Origin of the sequence: Parasphingopyxis algicola (assembly GCF_013378075.1) — a bacterium.
Classification (GTDB): Bacteria; Pseudomonadota; Alphaproteobacteria; order Sphingomonadales; family Sphingomonadaceae; genus Parasphingopyxis; species Parasphingopyxis algicola.
Genome location: NZ_CP051131.1, coordinates 2,797,966 through 2,821,301, shown reverse-complemented (window position 1 = coordinate 2,821,301; position 23,336 = coordinate 2,797,966). Strand labels below are relative to the sequence as shown.

18 protein-coding genes are annotated in these 23,336 nt (G+C 65.2%); 14 read left to right on the top strand and 4 right to left on the bottom strand.

The window, feature by feature from the left end:
• The first annotated feature begins 158 nt into the window (after nucleotides 1-158).
• The 5 genes from HFP57_RS14005 to HFP57_RS13985 all read left to right on the top strand — a co-directional run bounded on the left by HFP57_RS14005 (nucleotide 159) and on the right by HFP57_RS13985 (nucleotide 8,426).
• Entirely contained in the window at nucleotides 159-2,027 is a 1,869-nt protein-coding gene (locus HFP57_RS14005; protein WP_176870365.1) for a putative nucleotidyltransferase substrate binding domain-containing protein, read from the top strand.
• Complete coding sequence (locus HFP57_RS14000) at nucleotides 2,024-2,704, top strand: exonuclease domain-containing protein (protein WP_176870364.1); 681 nt, start codon at nucleotides 2,024-2,026, stop codon at nucleotides 2,702-2,704. Before HFP57_RS14005 ends, HFP57_RS14000 begins: the two co-directional genes overlap by 4 nt.
• 126 nt (nucleotides 2,705-2,830) lie before the next feature.
• Nucleotides 2,831-3,127, top strand: coding sequence for a DUF4212 domain-containing protein (locus tag HFP57_RS13995; protein ID WP_176870363.1), 297 nt, complete (start codon nucleotides 2,831-2,833; stop codon nucleotides 3,125-3,127).
• A gap of 12 nt (nucleotides 3,128-3,139) precedes the next feature.
• Nucleotides 3,140-4,915 (top strand): sodium:solute symporter family protein, encoded by a 1,776-nt coding sequence (locus HFP57_RS13990; protein WP_176870362.1) that lies wholly within the window; start codon nucleotides 3,140-3,142, stop codon nucleotides 4,913-4,915.
• 133 nt (nucleotides 4,916-5,048) lie between these two features.
• On the top strand, nucleotides 5,049-8,426 hold the full coding sequence (locus tag HFP57_RS13985; RefSeq protein WP_176870361.1) for a hybrid sensor histidine kinase/response regulator: 3,378 nt from the start codon (nucleotides 5,049-5,051) through the stop codon (nucleotides 8,424-8,426).
• Between the two features lie 142 nt (nucleotides 8,427-8,568).
• Here HFP57_RS13985 and HFP57_RS13980 read toward each other — a convergent pair whose 3' ends face one another.
• Together HFP57_RS13980 and acs are read right to left on the bottom strand one after the other, a co-directional pair.
• Nucleotides 8,569-9,213 (bottom strand): response regulator, encoded by a 645-nt coding sequence (locus HFP57_RS13980; protein WP_176870360.1) that lies wholly within the window; start codon nucleotides 9,211-9,213, stop codon nucleotides 8,569-8,571.
• A gap of 2 nt (nucleotides 9,214-9,215) precedes the next feature.
• The gene (gene acs, locus HFP57_RS13975; protein WP_176870359.1) at nucleotides 9,216-11,186 is read right to left on the bottom strand and encodes an acetate--CoA ligase; all 1,971 of its coding nucleotides are present in this window, start codon (nucleotides 11,184-11,186) and stop codon (nucleotides 9,216-9,218) included.
• 197 nt (nucleotides 11,187-11,383) lie between these two features.
• On the opposite strand from acs, the gene HFP57_RS13970 reads away from it, so the two are divergent.
• Entirely contained in the window at nucleotides 11,384-12,745 is a 1,362-nt protein-coding gene (locus HFP57_RS13970) for a DcaP family trimeric outer membrane transporter (RefSeq protein WP_246263172.1), read from the top strand.
• Nucleotides 12,746-12,751: 6 nt separating this feature from the next.
• Here HFP57_RS13970 and HFP57_RS13965 read toward each other — a convergent pair whose 3' ends face one another.
• Complete coding sequence (locus HFP57_RS13965; RefSeq protein WP_176870358.1) at nucleotides 12,752-13,468, bottom strand: IclR family transcriptional regulator; 717 nt, start codon at nucleotides 13,466-13,468, stop codon at nucleotides 12,752-12,754.
• 98 nt (nucleotides 13,469-13,566) lie between these two features.
• Here HFP57_RS13965 and HFP57_RS18210 point away from each other — a divergent pair, with 98 nt between their 5' ends.
• The 8 genes from HFP57_RS18210 to HFP57_RS13925 are packed head-to-tail and all read left to right on the top strand — an operon-like array spanning nucleotide 13,567 to nucleotide 22,353.
• Nucleotides 13,567-15,588 carry an alpha-ketoacid dehydrogenase subunit alpha/beta gene (locus tag HFP57_RS18210; RefSeq protein ID WP_176870357.1) on the top strand — a complete coding sequence of 674 codons (2,022 nt, stop codon included), beginning with the start codon at nucleotides 13,567-13,569 and terminating at the stop codon, nucleotides 15,586-15,588.
• A gap of 1 nt (nucleotide 15,589) precedes the next feature.
• Complete coding sequence (locus HFP57_RS13955; protein ID WP_176870356.1) at nucleotides 15,590-15,826, top strand: lipoyl domain-containing protein; 237 nt, start codon at nucleotides 15,590-15,592, stop codon at nucleotides 15,824-15,826.
• A 12-nt stretch (nucleotides 15,827-15,838) separates the two neighbouring features.
• A complete protein-coding gene (locus HFP57_RS13950) occupies nucleotides 15,839-18,112 on the top strand; it encodes a TonB-dependent receptor (RefSeq protein WP_176870355.1) in 2,274 nt (757 codons plus the stop codon).
• A gap of 12 nt (nucleotides 18,113-18,124) precedes the next feature.
• Nucleotides 18,125-18,937, top strand: coding sequence for an alpha/beta fold hydrolase (locus tag HFP57_RS13945; RefSeq protein WP_176870354.1), 813 nt, complete (start codon nucleotides 18,125-18,127; stop codon nucleotides 18,935-18,937).
• Nucleotides 18,930-19,568: a DUF1330 domain-containing protein gene (locus tag HFP57_RS13940; RefSeq protein WP_176870353.1), complete on the top strand. Its 639-nt coding sequence runs from the start codon at nucleotides 18,930-18,932 to the stop codon at nucleotides 19,566-19,568. Before HFP57_RS13945 ends, HFP57_RS13940 begins: the two co-directional genes overlap by 8 nt.
• On the top strand, nucleotides 19,561-19,965 hold the full coding sequence (locus tag HFP57_RS13935) for a nuclear transport factor 2 family protein (protein WP_176870352.1): 405 nt from the start codon (nucleotides 19,561-19,563) through the stop codon (nucleotides 19,963-19,965). Before HFP57_RS13940 ends, HFP57_RS13935 begins: the two co-directional genes overlap by 8 nt.
• A complete protein-coding gene (locus HFP57_RS13930) occupies nucleotides 19,962-20,837 on the top strand; it encodes an amidohydrolase family protein (RefSeq protein WP_176870351.1) in 876 nt (291 codons plus the stop codon). Before HFP57_RS13935 ends, HFP57_RS13930 begins: the two co-directional genes overlap by 4 nt.
• Nucleotides 20,838-20,865: 28 nt before the next feature.
• Entirely contained in the window at nucleotides 20,866-22,353 is a 1,488-nt protein-coding gene (locus tag HFP57_RS13925) for a class I adenylate-forming enzyme family protein (RefSeq protein ID WP_176870350.1), read from the top strand.
• Nucleotides 22,354-22,831: 478 nt separating this feature from the next.
• Here HFP57_RS13925 and HFP57_RS13920 read toward each other — a convergent pair whose 3' ends face one another.
• Nucleotides 22,832-23,293, bottom strand: coding sequence for a MarR family winged helix-turn-helix transcriptional regulator (locus HFP57_RS13920; protein ID WP_176870349.1), 462 nt, complete (start codon nucleotides 23,291-23,293; stop codon nucleotides 22,832-22,834).
• Nucleotides 23,294-23,336 lie beyond the last annotated feature (43 nt).

The following is a 23,336-nucleotide window of genomic DNA, read 5'->3' as shown; positions in this document are numbered from 1 at the left end:
CCCGTAACGACGCATGGCGCAAGAGGTCCCCCGGCTCTCCCGTCCGGCACGATCGGGATGGGGCCAGCCCGGTTCCGACACCTGCTCCCATGACGCATACGAAGGTCTCGATACCCTTTACCGGTCATCGTGCTAGTGAGAGGGTGGGAGCTTCGACGATGGAAATTGCAGAAATCGCGTCCTTTCTCTCGCGGCACGAACCGTTCGCCGCCTTGCCCGCGCCCCTGCGCGATACGCTGAGCCGGGCGATCGAGATCCGCTATTTCCCGAGGGATTCTGACATCATCGAAGCCGGCGCGCCCAACGCACATCTCGGCATCGTGCGCTCGGGCGCCGTCGAACTGAGGCTCGGTGGCACCGAGTTGAGCGCGCGGCTCGGCGAAGGGCAATGTTTCGGCTATCCGTCGCTGCTGCGCGACGGCATCACGCGCAACGCGGTCGTCGCGCTCGAGGATACATTGCTGTACCGGCTTCCGGCGGAGAATTTCCACGCGCTGAACCGGGAAAGCGAGGCGTTCCGCAGCTTTTTCATCGCCGACGAGAACAGCCGGCTCAGACGGGCGGTGAAGCGGCTCGAGACGATACGCAACGGCGGCGATTCCGGTGCCGTGCAGACGCAGGTCGGCCAGCTTCTGCACCGCCGGGACGTAGTTTCGGCCCATCCCGAAACCCCGATCCGCGATGCGGCGCGGCTGATGACCGAGACCGATGTGTCCACCCTGCCGCTGATCGCCGACGGCCGGCTCGTCGGGATCGTGACCGACAAGGATCTGCGGCGGCGGGTGCTGGGTGCAGGCCGCTCTCCGGATGCACCGGTCGAAACCATTATGACCGCCGACCCGGTCACCGTCGGCGCCGATGACGATATGCTGTCCGCGATGCTGACGATGAGCGAGCGGAATATCCATCATCTGCCGGTGACCGGGGCAGACGATGCGCTGATCGGCGTGCTCGGCGCCAGCGATCTACTCAACCGCTTCGGGACCAGCGCCGTCCATGTCGTATCCCGCGTGCGCGGAGCAGGGGATGCCGACGCGGTGGCCGAGGCGGCGGCAAGGCTGCCCCAGGCGCTGATCCATCTCGTCGATTCCGGCGTCGATGCCGAGCATATCTCGCGCTTCGTCTCCTCGATCGGCGAAGCGGCGCATCAGCGGCTCCTGACCCTGGCCCAGGACGCGCTCGGCCCGGCGCCTTCGCCGTTCGCACTCGCGATATTCGGTTCGCTGGCGCGGCAGGAGCAGGCGCTCGGCTCCGATCAGGACAATGGCTTCGTCTTCGGCGAGGGCCACGATCCGACCGCGCACGATGCCTATTTCTCCGAACTCGCCGCGCGGCTCAGCGACGGGCTGAACGCGGCGGGCTATATCTATTGCCCGGGCGACATCATGGCGACCAATCCGCGATACCGGAAGGGAACCGCCGACTGGATGGCCGATTATGACGGCTGGATCACCACGCCCGATCCCGACGCGATCCTCAATGCGACGATCTTCTTCGATCTGCGCGGCATCGCGGGCGACACCGGTCTCGTCGATGCATTGCGCGCCGATATCTATGCAAGGGCCCGCGACAACGGGATCTTCCTGTCCTTCATCGCCCGCGCCGCCGCGAAGAACCGCGTCCCGCTCGGTTTCTTCCGGACATTCCTGCTCGATCATGACGAACGGGAAGGCGATGTGCTCGATCTCAAGCACCAGGCCATCGCGCCGATCGTCGATATCGCCCGCGTCTACGCACTGGCGGGCGGGATTGCCGAGGCGAACAGCAAGGCCCGGCTGGCCGCGGCGGTAAGCGAGGGCGTGGTAGGCGAACAGGCGGCGGCCGATCTGACCGATTGTTTCGACTTCGTGCGCGGCATCCGCTTCCGCCACCAGGCGGATCAGATCCGCAACGGCGAGCAGCCGACCAACAAGCTCGCTCCGGCCGGCCTGTCGCGGTTCGAGCGCGAGCATCTGAAGGATGCGTTCAAGGTGATCCGCGAGCAGCTCGACGCCGTCGGCCGGGCCTTTGCCGGCGGCATCACATGATTTTCGGCAGACGTGGGCGGTTCGAGCGCCAGCGCAACCGCGCCGCGGCGAGCGCGAAGGGCACGCCGCTCGAGGATTTCTACGCGATCGACCCGCCGGATTTTGCGGCCGATGCAGACGCTGTCGAGATGATCGCGATCGATCTCGAAACCGACGGGCTCGATGCGGCGCAGGATGCGATCCTGGAGGCCGGCTGGGTCGGCCTGACGTCTCGCACCATCCGCGCCGCAACGGCCGGGCGGCTGCGCTTCCGGCCCGATTGCAGACTCAGCGAGCAAAGCGTCGTCATCCACCAGATCATGGACGATGAAGCGGCCGATGGTCTTGCCGAAGCCGAAGCGCTCGCAACGTTGCTCGCCGCGCTGGCGGGCGCGCCGCTGGTCGCGCATTTCGCCGAGATCGAGCGCGGCTTTCTCGACGCCGCCTGCCGCCGCTGTTTCGGTGCGCCGTTCGTCGCGCCGTTTATCTGCACCATGCAGCTCGAACAGCGCTGGTATCCGGCGACGCGCGCGGCGGACGGCTTGCGGCTCGGCAAGCTGCGCGCGCGCCACGGCCTGCCCGCCTATCGCGCGCATGACGGGCTGACCGACGCTCTGGCATGCGCCGAGCTGTTCCTCGCCCAGCGCGCGAAACGCGGCGACGCGCCGGTGCGGCTCGGCGATCTCCTCGCCCGTTAGGCCGGAGAAATTCCCATTAGACCAAAGTCGCGCTGTCAAAACGCGCGCTATCGACTAGCCTTCGAGACTGAGGATGGAATCCCGGGACGCCGCTCCCGGGCGAAAAAACGACAGGAGGGGTAGACGATGTCCGACGATAGCAGCCGAACTTCCGGCGAAGACGATCATGTCACGAACGATACCGAACAGGCCTATTGGAAGGCCAATATCCGGCTGCTCGTCACCCTGATGAGCATCTGGTTCATCGTCTCGTTCGGGGCGGGCATCCTGTTCCGGCCGTTCCTCGATCAGTTCTCGCTCGGCGGTTACCCGCTCGGCTTCTGGTTCGCCCAGCAGGGCTCGATCTACGTCTTTATCGTCCTGATCTTCTTCTACACGATCCGCATGAAGCAGATCGAACGCACCTTCGACCTCGACGACTAGGAGATAAGGACAATGGCTACGCAAACCTTGATCTACCTGTTCGTCGGACTGTCCTTCGCGATGTATATCGGCATCGCGATCTGGTCGCGCGCGGGATCCACCAAAGAATTCTACGTCGCGGGCGGCGGGGTGAATCCGGTCGTCAACGGCATGGCGACAGCGGCCGACTGGATGTCGGCGGCAAGCTTCATCTCGATGGCCGGGCTCATCGCCTTTCTCGGCTATGACGGTTCGGTCTACCTGATGGGCTGGACGGGCGGCTATGTAATGCTCGCCCTGCTGCTCGCACCGTACCTGCGCAAATTCGGCCAGTTCACGGTGCCCGATTTCATCGGCACGCGTTACTATTCGAAGGCCGCGCGCGTCGTCGCCGTGATCTGCCTGATCTTCATCAGCTTCACCTATATCGCCGGCCAGATGCGCGGTGTCGGAATCGTCTTTTCGCGCTTCCTCGACGTGCCGATCAATCTCGGCGTCATCATCGGCATGGGCATCGTCTTCGTCTACGCCGTGCTCGGCGGGATGAAGGGCATCACCTATACCCAGGTCGCGCAATATTGCGTGCTGATCTTCGCCTATATGGTGCCCGCCTTCTTCATCAGCTTCCTCGTCACCGGCAACCCGATCCCGCAACTGGGCCTCGGATCGACCGTCAATGACGGATCGGGGATGTATGTGCTCGAACGATTGGACATGGTGCTCCAGGATCTCGGTTTCGGACCCTATACCGAGGGCTCCAAGTCGATGATCGACGTGTTCTGCATCACCGCCGCGCTGATGATCGGAACGGCGGGGCTGCCGCACGTCATCGTGCGTTTCTTCACGGTGCCGAAAGCGTCCGACGCCCGCAAATCGGCGGGCTGGGCACTGGTCTTCATCGCCCTGCTCTACACCACCGCCCCGGCGGTCGGCGCGTTCGCCCGGATCAATTTCATCGATACGGTCAACGAGCAAAGCTACGCGGATGCACCCGAATGGTTCAGCAACTGGGAGAGTAACGACCTCATCGCCTTTTCGGACAAGAATGGCGACGGTGTGATGCAATATCGCAGCGGCGAGCCCTTTGCCGGATCGCCGAACTTTACCGGCGAAACCGGGCCTTCGGGCGAGCGGCTCGTCGACAATGCGCCCAACGCCGACAGCACCAACGAGGTCTATGTCGATCGCGACATCATGGTGCTCGCCAATCCGGAGATCGCCAACCTGCCCGGCTGGGTGATCGCGCTGGTCGCCGCCGGCGGGCTTGCCGCCGCGCTCTCGACCGCGGCGGGGTTGCTGCTCGTCATCTCCTCCTCGATCAGCCACGACCTGCTCAAGCGGACGTTCAAACCGAACATCAGCGAGCGGGGCGAGCTGATGGCGGCCAGGATCGCGGCGACGGCGGCGATCTTCGTCGCCGGCTATCTGGGCATCTATCCGCCCGGTTGGGTCGCACAGGTCGTGGCCTTCGCCTTCGGGCTGGCCGCGGCCTCGCTGTTCCCGGCGATCTTCATGGGCATCTTTTCCAAGCGCATGAACAAGGAGGGGGCGATCGCCGGCATGGTGACAGGCCTCGCCTTCACTTTCCTCTACATCGCCTATTTCAAACTGTGGAGCCCGGAGGCCAATGTCGCGGCCAACTGGTTCCTGGGCATTTCGCCGGAAGGCATCGGCGTGATTGGCATGCTGCTCAATTTCGCGGTGGCGATCATCGTCTCGCGGATGACGGCGAGCCCGCCGATCGAGGTTCGGCAGCTGATCGATTCGATCCGCGTGCCGCGCGGCGCGGGAACGGCCTCGGCACATTAACCCTCCCCCCGTGCCGATGCAGGAAGGGGCGGCTGGCAACAGCCGCCCCTTTTGTTTGGGATTTCGGGGCTTTGGCGATAAGGTTGCAGGCGATCCGCCGGACAGCGAAGCCGGCGGACGGAGAGGATGAACTATGGCGATCTGGATCGCGCTGGCAACGGCGGTCCTCTATTGCGCCGGGCTGTTCCTGCTTGCCCATGCCGGCGATCTCGGCCGGATGCGCTGGAGCGATCGGCGGATAGGCTGGGTCTACGGCCTGTCGCTCGCCGTCTATTGCACGAGCTGGACCTTTTACGGGGCGGTCGGGTCGGCGATCGCGACCGGCTGGCAGTTCCTGCCCATCTATCTCGGCCCGATCCTGCTGTTCACGATTGGCTACCCAATCGTCCGCCGGGTCCTGCGCATCGGCAAGGCCCAGCACAGCACCTCGATCGCCGATTTCCTGTCCGCGCGCTATGGCAAGAGCGCATCGATCGCGGCGCTGGTGACGATCATCGCGACGATCGGCGCGCTCCCCTATATCGCGCTGCAGCTCAAATCGGTCGGCGAGACCCTGCTCGCGCTGTCGCCCGATATCGCGGCGACCTTCCGGACAGACGATGTCGTGCTCGCCGTCACCGCAGCGATGGCCGTGTTCGCGGTGCTGTTCGGCACGAGCCGGATCGACCTGACCCAGCATAATCGCGGCATGGTCCTCGTCATCGCGCTCGAAGCGGCGATCAAGCTGCTGGCGCTTTGCGCGGTCGCGATATTCGCGGCGATCCTGCTGCTCGCCGAGCCGACGGCTGTTACCGCGGCTGCGCCGACGCCGATCTTCAGCCTTTCGCAGATCGACATGCGGTTTGCCGTACTCGTGCTGATCGCGGCCTGCGCCGCACTCTGCCTGCCGCGCCAGTTCCATATGACGGTCGTCGAGGCGCAGACCGACCGGCCCGACCGCGCGATGCGCTGGGTGTTCCCGGCCTATCTCCTGCTGACCTCGATCGCGGTGTTTCCGATCGCCATGGCCGGCGTCGCGCTGTTCCCGCCGGGCACCGTCAGCCCGGACATGACGGTGCTCGTGCTGCCGCTCCGGTTCGATGCCGACTGGCTCGCGATCTTCGCGTTCATCGGCGGGTTTTCGGCGGCGACCGGCATGATCATCGTCGCGACGATCGCGCTGTCGGGCATGATCACCAACGATATCGTCGTGCCGCTCGTCTATCGCGGACGGATACGACGCGGCAGGCGCGACATACCGATCGGTCCGGCGCTGCTGCGGATCCGGCGCGCGACCATCGCCGCACTGCTCGCGCTCGCCTATTTCTATTACCGCTCGATCGACCAGGCGACCCTGCTCGCCGGACTCGGCGTACTCTCCTTCGCGGCCGCCGCGCAGTTCGCGCCGGGGCTCGTCGCCGGACTGTACTGGCGCGGCGCGAACCGCATCGGGATGATCGCGGGGCTGATCGCCGGCTTCGCCGCCTGGCTCGCCCTGCTGTTCATTCCCGCCTATCTCGACGCCCCGCCGCCGGTGATGATCGGCGATGACGTGCTGGTTTCCGGCGTGCTGATCAGTCTCGGCGCAAATATCGCCCTGCTCTTTCTCTTCTCGCTCTTCGGCGAGGCGAACCTTGTCGACCGCACCCAGGCCGCCGCCTTCGTATCCCCGCGCCCGACGCCCGCCAGCGCGGCCAGCCTATCGACCAATGCCCGGGTCGCCGACCTCCGCCTGCTGCTCGCCGAGATCGCCGGGCCCGAACGCAGCCGCACGGCGATCGACGCGCTCCGGGTCAGCAGTGCCAGGCCCTATGCCGATTCCGACCCGGCGGATGCGGATATCGCCGCGCTCGTGGAACGCCAGATATCGGGGATATTGGGAGCCTCCTCGGCCCGGGCGCTGGTCGTCTCCACGCTCGAGGGCGATCCGCTTGCGCTCGAAGACGTCGTCGCGATGTTCGGGGAGACCTCCCAACGCCTCCAGTTCAGCGCAGACACGCTCGAAATCGCGATCGAGAATATTGACCAGGGCGTTTCGCTCGTCGACCGGGAGCTGCGCTTGACGGCTTGGAACAGCCGCTATGTCGAGATGTTCGGCTATCCCGAAGATCTCGTCACCGCCGGCCGGCCGATCGCCGACTTGATCCGCTTCAATCTCCGCAAGGCGGGTCTCGCAGGCGCGGAGTGCGAGCGCCAGGTCGAACGGCGGATCGCCCATTTGCGGGCCGGACGCGGTCACAGCGCCGAAAGCGAACAGCCCGACGGCCGGTATCTGCGCATCCAGGGCCGCCCCGCGCCCGATGGCGGCTATGTGACGAGCTATACCGACATCACCGCCGACCGCCTCGCCGAACTGGCGCTGGAAGCGAAGATCGCGGAGCGCACCGAGCAGCTTGTCGCGGCCAACCGGGCGCTCGAACGCGCGACGCGGTCGAAAACGCGCTTTCTCGCGGCGGCGAGCCACGATCTCGTCCAGCCGATGAATGCGGCGCGCCTGTTCAGCTCCGCGCTGGCCGAAGAGATTGGCGGCGGTGACGGCTTCGAAGAGGCCAAGGCGCGCGAATTGCTCGAGCGGATCGATCGCTCGATCGGATCCGCCGACCAGCTGCTCCGCGCCCTGCTCGATATCTCCAAGCTCGACGGCGGCGGCCTCGAGCCGCGCCCGACCCGCTTTCCGATCAACGACCTGATCGAGGAGATCGAGTCGGAATTCGCCGCGCGGGCCGAGGCGAAGGGATTGCGGTTTCGCGCCGTGCGGTCGAGCGCCTGGATCGAAACCGATCGCGGCCTGCTGCTGAGCATATTCCAGAATCTCACGGCCAACGCCGTGCGCTATACCGACAGCGGCGGGGTCCTGGTCGGCTGCCGGCGGCATGGCAACGGAATCGCGATCACCGTGGCCGATACCGGTATCGGCATCCCGGACGATCTTCAGGCGCAGATTTTCGACGAGTTTTCGCGCTTTGCCGGCGAACGGGGCGCGAACGGCCTCGGGCTCGGGCTGGCCATCGTCCGGCGCATCGCCGATCTGCTGGACGTCGATGTGACCGTGCAGTCGGTCCATGGTCGCGGCAGCTGTTTCAGTCTGACGCTCCCCGCGCGGTTCGAAGCCGCCGAACCGCCGGCGGCGTCGATAACGGCATCGCCCGCACCGGTCGCACTGGCGGACACGCATGTCCTGTGCATCGACAATGATCCGGCGGCGCGCGAGGCGATTCTCGCGCTGTTCGAGCGCTGGCGCGTCGACTGCGAGACCGCGGCGGGCGAAGCCGACGCTGTCGGGAAGGCGCAGCCCGATCTCGTGGTGATCGATTACCGGCTCGATGACGATCTGACCGGCGACAGCCTGTACGAAACGCTGTGCGCGCAATGGGGCGCCCGCCCTCCGGTCATCCTGCTAACCGCCGAAGACGGCGCGCTGACCGAGGCCGCAGCCAAGGAGATCGGGGCCGAGCGGCTGCTGAAACCCGTACCCGCCGCGGTGTTGCGAGCACTGCTGAGCCGGCTCGTCGCGGAACGGGTGACCGCCTAGACCACCATCAGTTTTCATGAACCGTCATTGCGAGGAGCCGAAGGCGACGCGGCAATCCAGAGCCGCAAACGATATCGCAAGCGGCTCTGGATTGCTTCGCTAAGCTCGCAATGACGGTGCTTCAAGCTGACATGATCATGCTCTAGCGCGCCAGGTCCGTAGCCGCTTCGTCCACATCGAGCTTGCCGGCGATCAGCACCGCCTGTGTGCGGTTCACCGCGCCGAGCTTGCGGAACAGGGCGGTCAGATGCGCCTTCACCGTCGCCTCGGTGATATCCATCTCGAAAGCGATCTGCTTGTTGAGCAGGCCCTGGTTGAGATAGCCGAGAATCCGGCGCTGGGCCGGCGTCAGGCTGGCAAGCTTGTCGTAGATTTCGAGATCGGCATCCGCCGCACCGTCATCGTCGGGGAATGAGACATCGCCGGCGCCGATGGCCGCGAGCGCGTCCTTCATCGCCGAAAGATCGGCGGATTTGGGAATGAAACCCGAGGCCCCAAGCTGCATCGCGGCTTTCCAGACCGCCGCGCTTTCGCTCGCCGAGACGATCGCGACCGGCATGGCCGGGAAATCCTGGCGGAAATCGAGCAGCGCCGAAAGACCCCGGCTGTCCGCCATATGGATATCGAGCAGCAGCAATTGAGCGGCAACCTCGTCCGCCGCCTCGCGCGCCGCCCCGGCCGTCGCCACCTCGATCACTTCGGCATCGGGCCAGGTCCCCTCCACCGCCTGCCGCAGCGCCCCGCGAAAGAGCGGGTGATCGTCGGCGATGATGACGGGCGCGGTCATGGCTACCGGTTCTGACGTCCTTCGATCAATCCGTCCACCAAGTCGGGATCGGCGAGCGTCGATGTGTCGCCGAGCGAGCCGAACTCGTTCTCGGCGATCTTGCGCAAAATCCGCCGCATGATCTTGCCCGAGCGGGTCTTGGGCAGGCCGGGCGTGAACTGGATGCAGTCGGGCGTCGCGATCGGCCCGATCTCGCTGCGCACATGCTGCCTGAGTTCCGCCGCCAGCGCGTCGCCGGGCTCTTCGCCGCTGTTCAGCGTGACATAGCAATAAATGCCCTGGCCCTTGATATCGTGCGGATAGCCGACGACCGCGGCCTCGGCGACCTTGTCGTGCAGCACGAGCGCGCTTTCGACCTCGGCGGTACCCATCCGGTGGCCCGAAACGTTGATCACATCGTCGACCCGGCCTGTGATCCAGTAATAGCCATCCTCGTCCCGCCGACAGCCGTCGCCGGTGAAATATTTGCCGGGATAGGTCGAGAAATAGGTCTGCTCGAACCGTTCGTGGTCGCCATAGACGCTGCGCGCCTGGCCCGGCCAGCTGGCCGTGATGCAAAGATTGCCCTCGGTCGCGCCCTCGAGCACCGCGCCCTCATTGTCGACGAGTTGCGGCTGGATGCCGAAAAAGGGTCGGCCCGCGCTGCCCGGCTTCATGGCATGCGCGCCGGGCAAGGTGGTGATCATGATGCCGCCCGTCTCGGTCTGCCACCAGGTGTCCATGATCGGCCGTTCGCCGTCGCCGACCGTGTCGTGATACCAGCGCCAGGCCTCCGGGTTGATCGGTTCGCCGACCGAGCCGAGCAGCCGCAGCGAAGAGCGGTCATGCGCTTTGACCGGATCGTCGCCCTCGCGCATCAGCGCGCGGATTGCGGTCGGCGCGGTATAGAAGATGTTGACCTTGTGCTTGGCGACGACCGCCCAGAAGCGGCCATGATCGGGATAGTTGGGAACGCCCTCGAACATCAGGCTCGTCGCGCCGTTGGCGAGCGGCCCGTAGACGATATAGCTGTGCCCGGTGACCCAGCCGATATCGGCCGTGCACCAGTAAATCTCCCCGGGCCGGTAATCGAACACGTAATGGAATGTCGTCGCCGTCCAGACGGCATAGCCGCCGGTGGTATGGACGACGCCCTTCGGCTTGCCGGTCGAGCCCGACGTATAGAGGATGAACAGCGGGTCCTCGGCGGCCATCGGCTCGCACGGGCAACTGTCCGCCATCTCGCCGGCCATCTCGTGATACCAGTGATCGCGCCCGGACTGCATGGCGATATCCTCGCCGACATGCCGGACGACGAGCACCGCATCGACCTCCACGCCGGCGTGATCGAGCGCGGCGTCGACATTGGCCTTGAGCGGCACCGTCCTGCCGCCGCGCCGGCCGGCATCGGCGGTGATCACGAACCGGCTGTCGCAATCCTCGATCCGCCCGGCCAGCGCCTCGGGCGAGAAACCGCCGAAGACAACCGAATGGACGGCGCCGATCCGAGCGCAGGCAAGCATCGCGATCGCGCCCTCGAGGATCATCGGCAGGTACAGCGTCACCCGGTCGCCCTTCTTCACGCCGAGCGTCTTTAGCGCGTTCGCCATGCAGACGACCTCGGCCTGCAGTTCGGCATAGGTCAGCGAGCGGCCGTCGGCCGACGGGTCGTCGGGCTCCCAGATGAGTGCGACATCGCCGCCGCGTCCGGCCTCGACATGGCGATCGACGGCATTGTGGCAGATGTTGAGCACGCCATCCTCGAACCATGTGATGGACACCGGATCGAACGACCAGCCGGCGATCCGCGTGGGCGGCGTGAACCAGTCGAGCCGCTCCGCCTGACCGGCCCAGAACCCGTCGGGATCGGTTATGCTGCTCGCATAGAGCGCCTCATAATCGGCCAGCGTGCAATGCGTGCCTGGGTCGTCCGGCGCGGCGACGACGCCGTCTCCTGCTTTCGGGTCTTTTCTCTCGGCCGTTTGCACATTCATGTCCGCCTCTCCTCGTCCTCTCTCGCCGGCCCGTCGCGGGCATCGCGGCGCAACGGGCAGGATCGTACCGGAAAAACGCGCCAGATCGGATATCGACATTGGTCTTAAGACCTATTGCCAATTTCGCCGCCCCCATGATGCCCGCCATCCTTTCCCGACAGCGACGTCTTGGAGAGGACAGACAGATGCAGACAGCGATGAGAGCCCTGTTCCGGGCCGGCCTGCTCGCCGCCACCGCGATGACGGCCATGCCGGCCGCGGCACAGGATAGCAGCGTCGACGAACGACTGGACCGTCTCGAAGCCCTGGTCGAAGGGCTGATCGAGCGGATCGACCGGCAGGAAGGACGGATTACCGAGCAGGACGCCCTGATCGCCACCGAAACGCGGCGCGCCATTGCCGAGACCCGGGACGTCACCGCGCGGACGGACGCGATGGAGGCGCAGATGGCCCAGGCCGAGGAGGAAAGCGGTCTCGGCTTCAGCGTCGGCGGCACACAGGTATCGTTCGGCGGCTATGTGAAGGTCGACGCGGTGACCCAGCGCACGAGCGGCGGCCAGATTCCGGGCGGCAGCATCCTGCGCGATTTCTTCATTCCGGCGGCGATTCCGGTCGGCGGGCCGGCGTCCGGTTTCGACACCGACTTCAACGTTCGCCAGACCCGTTTCTTCTTCGACACGAGCACCGAAGTGGGCGACGATCATACGCTGACGTCGCATATAGAACTGGATTTCCAGGTCACGGGCGGCGGCGACGAGCGCATCTCGAACAGCTATGCGCCGCGCGTGCGCCAGGCCTATATCGCCTATGACAACTGGCTGCTGGGCCAGGCCTGGTCGACCTTCCAGAATGTCGGCGCCCTGCCCGATACGCTCGATTTCATCGGCACGACGCCGGGCACGGTCTTCGTCCGCCAGCCGATGGTCCGCTATACCAATGGCGGTTTGCAGATCGCGGTCGAACAACCCGAGACCACGGTAACCGCGCCGGACGGCAGCCGCGTGCTGCCCGGCGACGATACGCTGCCCGATATCGTCGCGCGTTACAATTTTGCCGGGCTTTCGGTTGCCGGGATCCTGCGCACCTTGCGCATATCGGACGACGATTTCGGCCTCGGGACCGACAGCGCGCTCGGCTATGGCGTGAGCGTGTCCGGCCGGGTGCCGATCGGCCCGCGCGACGATTTCCGCTTCATGGCGACGGTGGGCGACGGGCTGGGCCGCTATATCGGCCTCAATATCGTCAACGACGCGGCGATCACGCCCGACGGCGATCTCGATCCGATCTTTACCTATTCGGGCTTCGCCGCCTTCCGCCACGTCTGGAGCGACGAACTGCGCTCGACCGTCGCGGGCAGCTATTTCCGCGCCGACAATCCCGTCGCGCTGACCGGCCTCGGCGTGACGGACGAAGTGTGGAACGCGATGGGTAACATTATCTACAGCCCGGTCCCGCCGCTCGATATCGGCGTCGAATACATGTACGCCCGCCGTGAGCTCGAATCCGGATTGTCGGGTAACCTCCAAAGGGTTCAACTGTCCGCGAAATACCGCTTCTGAGCGCGGCTATCGGATCGTATCGATCAACGCGCCCAGATCCGCCTCGTTGCGGACGATCCGCGCCCGCGGGCCGGCAATCGAGACAACCAGCGGGCGTCCGTCCAGCTCATAATCGACCAGGGTTGCGATCGCCGAGGCGTCCTCGAACACGCCGCCATGAACGGCTGCATGGCCCGCCGCCCGCGCCGATGCCGCCCGATCGAGGATCGCATCGAGATCGGGGATGGCTTCGAGCCGGCGGCGATCCTTTTCCCAGCGGGCGCCGATTTGCGCATTGGTCAGCGACGCGAGGAAAGCGGTCCCCACCGCCGAACTCCAGAGCGGCAGCCGCTGCCCGAGTTCGGCGACGAAGGAGATCGGGTTGCGGCTTTTGACGACGCGGATGATCTCCATCTCATGCTCGATCGGCCAGGAGGCGGTGACAGTCTCGCCGCAATCATGTTGCAGTTCCTCCATGACTTGGCCGAGATGCTCGGGAAAATGAGCCGGATTGGTCAGCCAAGCTCCCAGCTGCGCGAATTTGAGGGTCGGCAGATAGGTCAGCGTCCGCCGGTTGAGACTCAGCATCGAAAGGTCCGACAGCTCTTTCAGCAGCGCCGCCGAACTCGATCTCGGCGCGTTCAGATGCTCGGCGATCTCCGCTGCCGTGAGGCCCGTCTGCCGGTCCGCGAACAGCGCGAAAAGCTGGAAACAGCGGGTGACGGACTGGCTGACCGATACCATGTCGTAAATCCATATTTATAGAACTTCTGATAGATAAATAGATTTCGTTGACTCGTCAACGCGTTTCGGGGACCCTTTCGTCGAAAGGAAGGCGCTCGATGGGTTCATTGGCGGAGTTGGGGCCGGAACGGGCTGTCGCGATCTATCGCACGATGACGCGGATCGCCGAATGCGACCAGCGCATCCAGCAGGGGCTCGCCGCCGGCGACCTCCAGTTCCAATATTATCCGGCCGGCGGTCAGGAAGCGATCCCGGCGACCATCATGTCGCTGCTCGATCCGGACGATCTTGCCGTCACGACGTATCGCGTGATCCATGACGTCGTCGCCAAGGGCACGCCGATGCGCGAGATCATGGCCGAAATCTACGGCCGCGCGACCGGGACCTGCAAGGGCAAGGGCGGGCCCATGCACCTCACCGCGCCGGACAGCGGCCTTATGGTGACGACCGGCATCGTCGGGGCGGGCGCGCCGATCGCCTCCGGCCTCGCGCTGGCGGAAGCGATGCAGGGCACCGGGCGCGTCACCGTGTGCAGTTTCGGCGACGGGGCGGCGAATATCGGCGCCGTGCACGAGGCGCTGAACATCGCGGCGCTGTGGTCGCTGCCGGTCGTGTTCGTCTGCCAGAACAATCTCTACGCCGAATATACGAGCTTCGCGGAATCGACCGCCGCGGAATCGATTGCAGCGCGCGCGGCCGGCTATGGCATGCCGGGCGAACGCTGCGACGGGACCGACCCGGCCGCGATCGACGAAGCTGCGCGGCGGGCGCTCGACCGCGCGCGCGCCGGCGACGGGCCGACCTTGCTCGAATGCGTCGCACCGCGGCTCCAGGGCCATGCGTTCGGCTCCGATATCGATCATATGGATCAGGACGATCTCGCCGCGGCCAAGCGCGATGCGCCGATGATCGCGGTCCGGCAGCGTCTGCTGGACGAGGAACTCGCGACCGAAGACGAGCTGGCGGCGATCGAGGACGAGGCGCGCGCCGAGGTCGACGATGCGCAAGCCTTCGCGCAGCAAAGCGACGCCCCTGGCCTCGAGGAACTGAGCGAAGACGTGTTCGCCAGCCCGGCGGATATTCCCTACGCCCCGGCCGAACCGCGCGAAGCAATCGCGCCGACCGGCGAGAACCGCACCATGCCGTTCGGCCAGGCAGTCAACGAGGCGATGGCGGTGGCGCTCGAACGCGACGACAGCGTGTTCTTGCTCGGCGAGGATATCCACGATCCGGCCGGCGGCATCGTCAAGGCGACACTGGGTCTTTCCACGCGCTTCGGTATCGATCGCGTCCGCCCCACGCCGATCTCCGAACAGGCGATCGTCGGCGCGGCCATCGGCGCGTCGATGCGCGGTATGAAGCCGGTCGCCGAAATCATGGTCAACGATTTCGCGATGGTGGCGATGGACCAGATCGCCAACCATGCGGCGAAGCTGCGCTACATGTCGGGCGGCCGCACCACCGTGCCGATCACCATCCGCTCGCTCAGCGCGGGGAATGTCGGCAGTTTCGGTGCGCAGCATTCCCAGTCGCTCGAAGCCTGGTTCGCCCATATCCCGGGCCTGAAGATCGTGGCGCCGTCGAACGCCTATGACGCGAAGGGCCTGCTGCTCGCCTGTATCGACGATCCCGATCCCTGCATCCAGATCGAGGCGATGCGCTGCTTCTTCGCGCCGGGCGATGTGCCCGATGGCCATTACACGGTCCCGCTGGGACAGGCGGCCGTGCGGCAGGAAGGCGATGACCTCACCCTGATTTCCTACAGCTGGGGCATGCAGGAAGCCGAGGGCGCCGCCGCGCAGCTCGCCGAAGCCGGGCACAGCATCGAGCTGATCGACCTGCGTTCGATCGTCCCGCTGGATTATGACACGGTCCGCGGCTCCGCGGAAAAGACCGGGCGCGTGCTGATCGTCCATCCGGCGGTGGAGTTCGGCGGCTTCGGCGCAGAGCTTGCGGCGCGGCTGCAGCAGGATCTGTTCGGCCAGCTCAAGGCGCCGGTCATGCGCTATGGCGCGCCCTACGCCTCGATCCCCTTCGCGCAGAATCTCGAAGCCGCCTATTTCATAGACGCCGCGGGAATCGTCGAACACGCGACCGCGCTGCTGGACATGGGGCGCTGAGATGGCGCGCATGACGCTCAAACTGCCCAAGGGCGCGGTCTCGATGCAGGAGGGCACGATCGTCGAATGGATGGTGGCCGCCGGAGACGCCGTCGCTATCGGCCAGGCGATCTACGCCGTCGAGACCGAAAAGACGACGATCGAGATCGAAAGCCCGTTCGCCGGAGTCATCACCCCGCTCGTCGACACAGGAGAAACGCTCCCGGTCGGCGCCCGGGTCGCAACAATAGAAACATAGGGGAGGGAACCCATGATCCATCAAAAGAAAATAGCGGCTGCGCTGATGGCGGCGACGGCCATGCCGGCCGCGCTCAACGCACAGGGCACCGGCGGGGCGCAATCCGGTTCGCCGCAACCGGTTCTCCAGACGCAAGGCGTGGCGCCGATCGTCGTCACCGCCGAACGCCGCGCCGACACCTTGCAGGACGTGCCGCTTTCGATCTCGGCCGTCACGGGCGAGGCACTCGAGCAATCCAATATCTACGACACCGAGGCGCTCGCATCGACGATACCCGGACTCGTGCTGCAGCGCGATGTCGTCGGCAAGGCCGTGATCCGCGGTATCGGGACCGAAAACTTCACGGTCGGCGGCGATCCGGGCGTCGCCGTCTATGTCGACGGCGCGTACATGGCGCGCTCGTCGACCGCGATTTTCGATTTCTTCGATGTCGAGCGGGTGGAGGTTCTGCGCGGTCCGCAGGGGACGCTGTACGGCCGCAACGCGACCGGCGGCGTGATCAACGTGATATCCCGCGCGCCGACCGACGAATTCGAGGCGCGGGGCAGCGTCTCCTACGGCAATTACGACGCGATCCGGACCGAAGCCGCGGTTTCCGGTCCGATCACCGACGGGATTCGCGCCCGCATCGCCGGCGTCTATTCGCGACGCGACGGCTTTACCGAGAATATCTTTCCGGGGCTTGGAAGCCGCGGGCTCGACGAGCTCGATACCAAGGACCTGTGGGCCTTGCGCGGACGCATCGACCTCGACATCAGCGACCGGCTGACCCTCGAGTTGATCGGCGACATCTATCGCGACGACTCCAATCCGCCGGCTTTCTGGTACACCGACGATACGCTCCCCTGGCAATCGCCGACATCGGTGTTCCCGCGCGATCTGCGCACGGTGAGCCAGGGCTATGAAACGGCGACGCCGGGTTTCACGAGCCTGACGGTCGGACAGGCCAATCGCCAGGACCAGACCGGCATCACCGGCCGCCTGACCTGGGAGGGCGACGATTTCACCATCACCTCGGTCTCCGCCTATCGCGACATCGAGTTCGACTGGATCAACGACGGCGACGGCCTTTCGGACTTCCTCGTCGTCTATTTCCAGCGCGACCAGTCCGAACAGTTCAGCCAGGACATCCAGATCGCCTCGAACGGCGACGGGCCGTTCCAGTGGATCGCCGGCGCCTTCTATCTGACCGAGGATTCCGACGGCCTCTACGCGATACCGCTCGGGCCGACCTTCGTTCCGCCCGTCGGCTTCACCGTGGTGTTCGACGGCACCAACGAAACCGAGGCATGGGGCATTTTCGCCGAGGGCTCTTACGCGTTCGGCGACGTCACGGTAACGGCCGGGCTTCGCTATTCCGACGAAACCAAGGATGCGACGCTCGCGACGCCGCTGTTCGAGGGGGACACGACCTTCCCCGTCCAGACCGGCAACGGCAGCTTCGACGCGCTGACGCCGCGTTTCGTGGTCCAGTACGAACCGACCGACGATCTCAATTTCTACGCCTCCGTCACGCGCGGCTTCAAATCGGGCGGCTTCTCGCTGCTCGACAATCCGCTCAACGCGTTCGATGCGGAAACGATCTGGGCCTATGAAATCGGTATGCGATCGCAATTCGCGAACAACCGGGTCCGGCTCAACCTCTCCGGTTTCTATTACGACTATCGCGATCAGCAGCTCAGCCGGGTCACCAATCTGGCGACCCAGACGACCAATGCCGGTTCGTCGACCATCTGGGGTATCGAAGGCGAGTTCGTCGCGATACCGGTCGAGGGCTTCCGGCTCGAAGGCAATATCACGATCCTCAATACCGAGTTCGACGAGTTCTGCACGACCGACACGCGTAATCCCGCGCTGCCGCTCGATCCCGCCAATTGCACCTTCGACAACGGCATGGGCGGGACGTTCGTCACGTCCAATCTGGCGGGCAACGAGCTGCCGCGCGCGCCCGACGTAACGGCGTTCCTCGCCGCGACCTACGAAACCGCGCTGTCGAACGATCTCGACGGGTTCATCCGCGCGGAGTGGCAATATACCGGCGACCAGTTCTTCTCGGTGTTCAACCGGGCCAGTATCGCGCAGGAGGCCTACAGCCTGTTCAACGCCAGCGCCGGCATCAGCGCGGCGGACAATTCCTGGAACGCCCGCATCTGGGTGCGCAATCTCGGCGACGAGGAATATTTCTCCAACCTGTTCGAATCGGGCGTCACCGATGCGCTCGTGATACCCCAGGGTTTTGTCGGCCCGCCGCGGACCTATGGTGTAACCGTGGGCTTCAACTTCTGAACGGATTGCACGATGGCCTATATTCACGCCGCGGATGGCACACCGATCTATTATCGGGAGCAAGGTTCAGGCCCGCCCCTGATATTGTTGCAGGGGCTGATGCTGACCGCAGACGGCTTCTGGACGCACAATCTCGAGCAATTGTCCAGGAGCTGCCGGACGATCGCGATCGACCATCGCAGCCACGGCCAGTCCGGCAAACCGCTCGGCCCGCATTCGATCCGCCAATGCGCCGAGGATCTGAAGGACGTGCTCGACGCGCTGGAAATCGCGGACGCGACGATCGCGGGCGTCGCGTTCGGCGCGATGGTCCTGCTCGAATATCGTCGCCATTTCGGCAACCATCGGATCGCCAGGCTGGCGATTATCGAAGCGCAGGTGCGGTTGACCAATGACGAAGGTTGGGAGCATCCGACCTTCGGCGATTTTCCCGCCGAAGCGGGCGCCGGTTTCGTCGCCGCCTGCCACGAGAGTCGCGATGCACTGACGGGTTTTCTCGCCGGCGCCTTCGGGACGCCGCCGGGCGAAGCGGAAATGGCGCGCATGCAGCATGAGGCCTGGTTGACCCCGACCGCGGCGGCGATCGAATTCGTCGAGGACATGATCGCGGCCGATTACCGGGACGATCTTGCCTCGATCGATGTGCCGACGCTGCTTATCTATGGGCGGATGAACAACGTCCCGATCCCGTCCGAAATCGGCCAGTGGATCGCGGAGCAAATTCCCGATGCGCGGCTCGAACGGTTCGAGGATGCCGGCCATTCGCCCTTCTACGAACAGCCCGAGCGGTTCAATCGCCTGATCGCGGAGTTCGCCAATGGCTGAAACCGGCGCCTACCTCATCCTGCGCAGCCACGCACCCGACAGCCGTTTCCGGTCGTTTCGCGAGGCGATCGCCGGACACGGCACGGTCAAGGGCGCGGCGCGGCTCCACGAAGTCGAAGCGCTGGAACCGGGCAGCGTCCCGGCCCATACGCTGGTGCTCGGTTTTGCCGATCGCGACGCGGCAAGGAGGGCCTATGCCGAACTGCCGCTCGACATGCTGGCGGCCCCGGCCGCTCCCCTCGTGCTGCTGACCTCGGCCGTTCCGCCGGAGGGGTTGGACGATCCCGCGATCCCGACCCGCGCCAATGTCGAGCCCGCCGCCGATGACGATCCGGTGCTGATGCTCATCGAGGGATCGGCCAGCGATCAGGACAAGATGGATATCTATCGCGGCATCATCCTGCCGATGATGTTCGAACGGCACGCCTATTACACCGCGTTCGAACTCGGCGGCGATGTCAAGATACTTTCGGGCAGCTGGGACGAAGCGATCTTCGCGATCAGCCGCTGGCCGAGCCGGGACGCCGCGCGCGATTTCTGGCTCTCCGAACGCTACCAGAGCGAGGGCATCCTGCTGCGGCTTGACATCGGCCGGTTCGAAGTGGTGCTGGTGCCCGCGTGCGATGGCTGAGCCGAAAGAGATCGTGCGCGCGTTTCTCGAAGCGCTCTGGGCGTCTGACCGCGAACGCGCGAAAGCGCAGCTGGCGCATAACGCGCAATGGTATTTTCTCCCGTCGCTCGGCTATGAGCGGCCGATGCCGGGGCACCGGGCAACCGATATCGTGCTCGACGACATGATCGGCGCGTTCGCCGAAGGTAGCAGCCTCGATATCGAGATGCACCTGCTGCTTGGCGACGAGCGCAACGTCGCGGCTGAGTATACGGCACGCAGCACGGCGGCGGACGGTTCCCCCTATGAAAATCGCTACTGCCTTTGCGCCGTGGTCGAAGGCGGCCGGATCACCGAAATCCGTCCCTATACCGACACCGGCCCGCTGCGCGATCTGATCGGAGGGACCGGCGAATGACGGTGGGCGCGATCGATATCGTGATGAACCCCTTTACCCCGCAGGAGATGACAAAGGGCCAGACCGGTTATGACGAGAATTTCATGGCCCAGATCCGCATGCCCGAGGATATGCGCAGCGGGCTGACGATCGAGCGGCATCTGGAAATCATGGACGCGGCACAGGTCGATCACGCGCTGCTGATCGCGGTGCGCGCCGGCGATCCGCTGCGCAAAGGCTCGTTCGAAATTCCCTATGCCCAGGTCGCCGACTATGTCGCGGCCCATCCGACGCGCTTTTCCGGCCTGGCCGGCGTCGATCCAACGCGCGGCATGCAGCAGCTCTACGATCTCGAGGAAGCGGTGCGCGAGTATGGCTTTGTCGGCGCGCACAGCTATCCGCACTGGTTCTCGCTGCCGCCCGATGCGCCGCAATGGTATCCGATCTACGCCAAATGCTGCGAGCTCGACATTCCCATCATGATGCAGGTCGGGCAGAACCTGATCTACCAGAAGGATGTCCGCCTGCCGTCGGTCGCGCGCCCGATCCTGCTCGATCGGATCGCGATCGACTTTCCCGAACTGAAGCTGATCGGCATCCATGTCGGCACGCCCTGGGCCGACGAGATGATCGCCATGGCCTGGAAGCACGCCAACGTCTTTATCGGGATCGATGCCTATGCGCCCAAACATCTGCCGAAATCGCTGATCCGGTACATGGATTCCTATGGCAGCGACAAAGTTCTGTTCGGCACCGACTGGCCGGTGATCGACCCGCGCCGCGGACGCCGCGAGGTCGAGGAATTCGGGCTTCGGGAAGAATCCTTCCGCCAGGTGATGCGAGACAATGCCCTGGCGGTGTTCCCCTCCCTTGCAGCGCGTATGAGAGGCTGATCCGTTGGAGGAGACCGGCCATGTCGCGATGACGATCGCCCGGGGCATTCGCTGCGCGGCGACGGCGGCACCGGACAAGCTTGCGCTTCTCGACAGCGACGGCGCTTCCCGCACCTATCGGGAACTGACCGGGCGGATCACGCAGACCGGCGGACTGGCCGCATCGCGTGAACTGGACAAGGGCGATGTGGTCGCGCTCATCGCGCCCAACTGCATCGAATATATCGAGACCGTCGCCGGCCTGTCGGAACGCGGGATTATCGTCGCGACGCTCAATCCCGCGCTGTCGGCCGAGGAACTGGACGGGATTTTCCGCGACTGCGAACCCCGGCTGGTGATCGCGGCGGAATCGGTCGCCCTGCCAGACCCAGCACCCGAAACGCTTCGCCTGGGCGACGAATTCGAGCGGGCGCTCGCCGCCGCGCCGCCGCCGCCGCCCGCACCCGCGATCGACGAACGCGAAAGCTTTTCCATCGCCTATACCTCGGGAACGACGGGCCACCCCAAGGGCGTGCTGCTCTCGCACCGCAGCCGCTGCCTCCTGTTCGCCGCAATGGCGACCGAATATGGCTGTTTCGGCCGCGACGACCATTTCCTGGCGCTGGCGCCGATGTGCCATGGCGCGGGCCTCGCCTTCGCCTTCGCGCCGCTATTTCATGGCGGCCGCTGTACGCTCGTCTATTCGAGCGAACCCGACGACATTCTCGAAGCGCTCGCCGATCACGAGCCGAACGGTATCTTCGTCGTTCCGACGCATCTGCATCGCCTGTTCGCCGCCGAGGCCGGACTGCTGGAACGCTATCGCGGGCGGCACAGGTTAAGGACGATCATTTCCAATGCCGCGGCGCTGGCGCCGGCTCTGAAGAAGGCCGCCGTCGCGTATTTCGGCGAGGGGCTGCTGCACGAAACCTATGGCTCGACCGAGGGCGGGATCGTCACCAATATCCGGCCCGCCGACCTGCTCCGTAAACCGCGCAGCGTGGGCACGGCCTTTCTCAACATGGAGATCGAGCTGCGGCGCGAGGATGGCAGCATCGCGGATAGCTACGAGCCGGGCGAACTGTTCTGCCGCAGCCCCTACACCTTCAACGGCTATCTGAACCGGCCCGAGGACACCGCCGCCGCGATTGTCGACGGCTGGGTCACGGTCGGCGACCTGGCGGTGCGCGACCCGGATGGTTTCATCACGATCACCGACCGCAAGAAGGACATGATCGTGACCGGCGGGATGAACGTCTATCCGCGCGAGGTGGAGAATGCGATCGAGCAATTGACGGGCGTTGCGGAATGCGCGGTGGTCGGCGAGCCCGACGACGAATGGGGCGAAAGCCTGCATGCATTCGTGGTGCGCGCGGCGGGCAGGAGCATATCGGTCGACGATATCCTTGCCGCCTGCCGGTCGGCGCTTGCGCCCTACAAGGTTCCGAAACGGGTAAGCTTCCTCGGCGCGCTGCCGCGCAACGCCAGCGGCAAGATCATGAAGCGCTCGCTCGTCGACGCGGCAGCCGATCGATAGACGGCAGCGTTTGCATCGGTCCCGAAAAAGGCCGGTACCTTTCATGGGGGTGGAAAGCTACCGGCCTCGTGCGACCCGGTTGTCGGGCCGCAGTCAGAACCCGAACGCCAGGCCGACCCGGCCGCCAGCCGCGGCGCGGACGGTGGAGCCGCCGCATCCTTTGTCCTGTCCTACACATGCCCGCTCATGGTAACCTGACGCCAGCGGCCCGGCCGCCGGCTCTTTGACATCCGCCTGCTCGAGTGCGGGCCCTGTTTATCTTCTTCGCACCGACATGGTACACGCGTCGTTCGCAGGGCGAGTTGTGTGTATACTATGTGAACTTTGGGCCATGATCGGGCGCATTGCCCGGGCCCGTGTCAACCGGTGTCAACCGCGTCGCGGATCGCGCGGCCCGGCCCGGACTTGGCTCTCGCGTACCACTCCGCGTCCCTCATCCGGACTGATGACGCCGATGGTGCTCGGGTGTGGACTTTGGCTATCGCGCAGCCGTCGCGACGGCTTTGAGCGCGGCACGCGTCGTGCCCCACTGGTTATTTCCGAGATTTTTCTTGAGCAGGGATTGCACCTCTCGCCAGCGCGTACCCGCTTCGCCGAAAAGCTTTATGCCGCTATCGGTGATCCTGACCGCGCGGGCGCGGCCGGAAAGCGATTTATCGTCGATCTCGAGATAGCCGTCCCGCACAAGCGGCCTCAAGTTCCGGGTCAAGGTCGTGCGCTCCATTCCGAGGAGGTCGGCAAGCTCGGATAGGCTGGTGCTGCCATCCGCCGCCGTAGCCGCCGCGAGTATCGTGAACTGCGTGCCTTTGAGGCCTAGCGAGCGCAGCGCGTCATCATAGACGCGGGTGACAAGCCGCGCAGCCTTGCGCGCTCCCTGACAGAGACACTCGGTTTTCGCTTCGTCGGCGAGCGCACTAAGATCTGATGGTATTCCGGACATTAAGTGCATATGCACCTCCCATGTTCGACCGTCAAGATGCGGC